Genomic DNA, 3,187 nt, shown 5'->3' on the forward strand with positions numbered 1-3,187 from the left:
GAATGAGAAGTAAATGAGATAGACCAAAAGAGTATTTTGTTTTTTCCTCTAAAGCGCAGCGTCTCTTATCCTCTTTGTGAATATTATTTTTAAATGCTGTTTTTCTCTGTGTAGCGCGAAGTGCCTCGGTGCTCTCTGTGGTTCATATACTTTGAAAATAAAAATATGCTCAATGGGAATTTAAACTCAAACAAATATCTGTTTAATAGGTTGTTTTTGTGTTTATCATAGAAATTAAACAATAATAAAGTTTGAGCTTTATGCTCACCAAGGACGGTTATGCCAGATATGTATTTTGGAATACTCGCCAATTTAGGCGTGGTTCTATTACTCGTTTTAATTTTAAAAGCATTCAGTAAAGTAACTATAAACTTAACTTGGCTGCTTGCTACTCTGTTAATTCTATTTTGTTATTTCTTAGCTTTATTCAAAGGTAAAGAGTTCATTTCCTTAGATTTACTTTTTACAGATTTCAAATGGAATTGGTCAGGTAAAATTGTCGCTATTACTCTTTGGGCTTTGGTATTGGCTTTATTAGCAGCTTTTAAAAGTGACTTTAAAATCAAGGACGCTGGTTTTACTCTTAGACAAAATGAAGGCTCTATTAAGCCTGCACTCGTTGTTTTAACCCTGTTTGTTGCGTTGCAGATTATTGTAACGCTTAGCCTTGGTAACGGACCAAATTTCGATTTTGAAACGCTACTCTATCAAGCTCTTATTCCTGGGTTAGATGAAGAACCAATGTTTAGAGGAGTTTTATTATTTTGTTTTTCGTTGGCTGTTGTTTCATCGCGCATTAACTTTTTTGGCTCGCCAATAAACATTGCAGGGTTACTTTTGGTTTTATTATTTGGTCTAGTTCATGGGGTTATGCATATAGATGGTGAGTGGCATTTGTCTGCATTCAGAATCGTATTAACTGGGAGTTATGGATTTATTTTGCTGTGGTTAAGAGAGCGTACTGGTAGCCTTGTTTTTCCAATTGTGGCGCACAATATGGTTAACTTTGTTGGGCAGTTAGTTTAGTACTTGAACGTAAAGGAAATATATCCTTAAGTAGGAATCTTGGCTTAATGGGAAAGTAATGGCAAAATTGTGTTTTAAAAATGGAAACTTAAATAATGGATTATAATCAGCCACTTTCGAAGCACTCCCTAGATTTAAACCTGAGCGACCGAGTTTGGTTTAGATATTCAACTTTCTATGAAAAGACAGTTTTACAAGCAGACTCTAATACAAAACTAACGTCGCTACCGGGCCTAGCTGTGCTGTCGGGCGGAGCTGAATTTTTATTTTTCTTTATGACTATCGCTATTGCTGTAATGAGCCTAGTGCTTCAAGAAACGATGCAGCCGATACCTGCTTTTGTAACTTGTGTGAGTTGTTATCTTTGTGTATTTGTTATCAAGCGAATTGTGATTTATAACAAATTTGGATTTGGTCGTAAGTGGGTTATGAGTATATCTAAAGACTCACTCGAAATAGATAGGTTAGCAATAGAGGGTAAAGCTTCAAAAGTTATGCAAATCGCTAAGGGCGATATCCAAGAAATCATTTTTAATTATACTTTTCACGGTAGAAGTGGTCATATTGTGAACGAAAAAACGGCCAATTTACACGCTTGTGAAATTCATCAAAAAAGTGGCAATGTTGTAACAATAGATAATATGCGAGTAGGTCTTTTTGATGTGCTGTATCTTTTAAAATTCCACGAGTACCCGCTACTATTCAGAAGTACAACTTCAGGCGGCGCAGGTAATATAGTTATTTTTATTATGCGGTTAATTTCTCTTTCTGCGATCATGTCGGCTCTTGTCATGTTGGCATTTAATTTAAAGTCATAAAGGTGAGTTATTTGTATGACTATTAGCTGGTAGGTTGGTTAGAGCGGAGTGAAACTCAACGTTTGGAGCCATCAGCTTTCAGCCGTCAGCTATCAGATTGAAAAGTTAGCGAGATGCGAGGTGCAGGAGGCGTTTTAACACTGAACAGGTAGCAGCGGGTTTACCCCGCGTAATTTACAGTTTTATCTGTGTAGCGCGAAGCGCCTCGGTTTACTCTGTGGTTCAATATTATTTGCACAAAGAGAAGACAATGAGAAGTGAATGAGTAACCCAACAAAACCATCAATTTTTTAATAATTCCTCTTAAGCGCAGCGTCTCTTTTCCTCTTTGTGAGTATTCAGTGGATTACGCGATATAAAATCGCCGCTACACTCTTGCTAATCCGCAACTCGTGCCCCTAGACCCTTTCACCTGTATTCTTTTACAATGCATAAAATGACTTTTTTTAGAGAATGCGTTGAACTACTTGGCTCACCTTTACTTAGCACAACCGACAGCTGATTCACATTTTGGTAATCTGCTGGGGGATTTTGGTGGGCGTCGGTATTCTGCGCAGTTACCTGATGCGGTTAAAAATGGCCTTGAAAATCATTATTTAGTTGATAGGTTTACCGACTCGCACCCTCTTGTAAAAGAGGCTAAGCAGTACTTTTCGCCAGCACGTAAACGCTTTGCAAGTGTCGCCATTGATGTAGCGTTCGATCACTTTCTAATTCAGCATTGGCAGCGGTTTAATGACCAACCATTAGCTGAATTCAAACAGCACAGTTATGGGCTTTTAAATGCTAGGCAAGCCATGATGCCTTCGCGTATGCAGCAAGTTGTGACTAGTATGACCAACAATGATTGGTTTAAAGAATATGAAACACTCGATGGGGTCGGCCTTGCCCTTGATAACATCGCCAAGCGTATTCGCTTTGCTAATAACTTTGCAGGAGCCGCTGACGATATAGCCCGCCACTACCAACAATTAGACGCGGTGTTTTTAACGTTTTTCCCTGAGCTGGTTGAGCATGTGAAGCAAATGGGTGTGGAAAAGCAAAAGCTTTAAGCTGGTAGGTTGGGTAGAACGGAGTGAAACCCAACAAGTTATCGAGTTAAAGGGAAAGTTACGAGTTTCGAGGAACGAGATGCGAGTTATAGGAGGCGTTTTAACGCCGAAAAAAGTCGATTGGATAGGGAACCCCTTTTTACGAATCCAAAACCAATACTATGCTGCTAGCACCTAGCACCTAGCACCTAGCACCTGTGATCATTCCTACGCGATATAAAATCGCTGCTACAATTTTGCCAACTTGCTAACTCCCAACTCACCTCATATAATCGGCAGGGCCTTTTAGGG

Annotated in this window: 3 protein-coding genes; all 3 read left to right on the forward strand. The window is 39.1% G+C overall.

The features are described from left to right. Nucleotides 1–279: 279 nt before the first annotated feature. The 3 genes from CWC02_RS19860 (at nucleotide 280) to CWC02_RS19870 (ending at nucleotide 2,896) form a co-directional block, all read left to right on the forward strand. Nucleotides 280–1,026 carry a CPBP family intramembrane glutamic endopeptidase gene (locus CWC02_RS19860; RefSeq protein WP_138619873.1) on the forward strand — a complete coding sequence of 249 codons (747 nt, stop codon included), beginning with the start codon at nucleotides 280–282 and terminating at the stop codon, nucleotides 1,024–1,026. A gap of 95 nt (nucleotides 1,027–1,121) precedes the next feature. Next, a complete protein-coding gene (locus CWC02_RS19865) occupies nucleotides 1,122–1,844 on the forward strand; it encodes a hypothetical protein (RefSeq protein ID WP_138619874.1) in 723 nt (240 codons plus the stop codon). Nucleotides 1,845–2,302: 458 nt separating this feature from the next. Beyond that, nucleotides 2,303–2,896, forward strand: coding sequence for an acyl carrier protein phosphodiesterase (locus tag CWC02_RS19870; protein ID WP_138619875.1), 594 nt, complete (start codon nucleotides 2,303–2,305; stop codon nucleotides 2,894–2,896). Nucleotides 2,897–3,187: the final 291 nt, after the last annotated feature.

The sequence above is a fragment of the Pseudoalteromonas sp. S2721 genome (genome assembly GCF_005887425.1).
GTDB lineage: Bacteria > Pseudomonadota > Gammaproteobacteria > Enterobacterales > Alteromonadaceae > Pseudoalteromonas > Pseudoalteromonas simplex.

Bases quoted from the DNA above. Each gene is read 5' to 3' on its own strand.
- CWC02_RS19865 (WP_138619874.1), top strand. From the start codon at position 1,122: ATGGATTATAATCAGCCACTTTCGAAGCACTCCCTAGATTTAAACCTG.
- CWC02_RS19860 (WP_138619873.1), top strand. From the start codon at position 280: ATGCCAGATATGTATTTTGGAATACTCGCCAATTTAGGCGTGGTTCTA.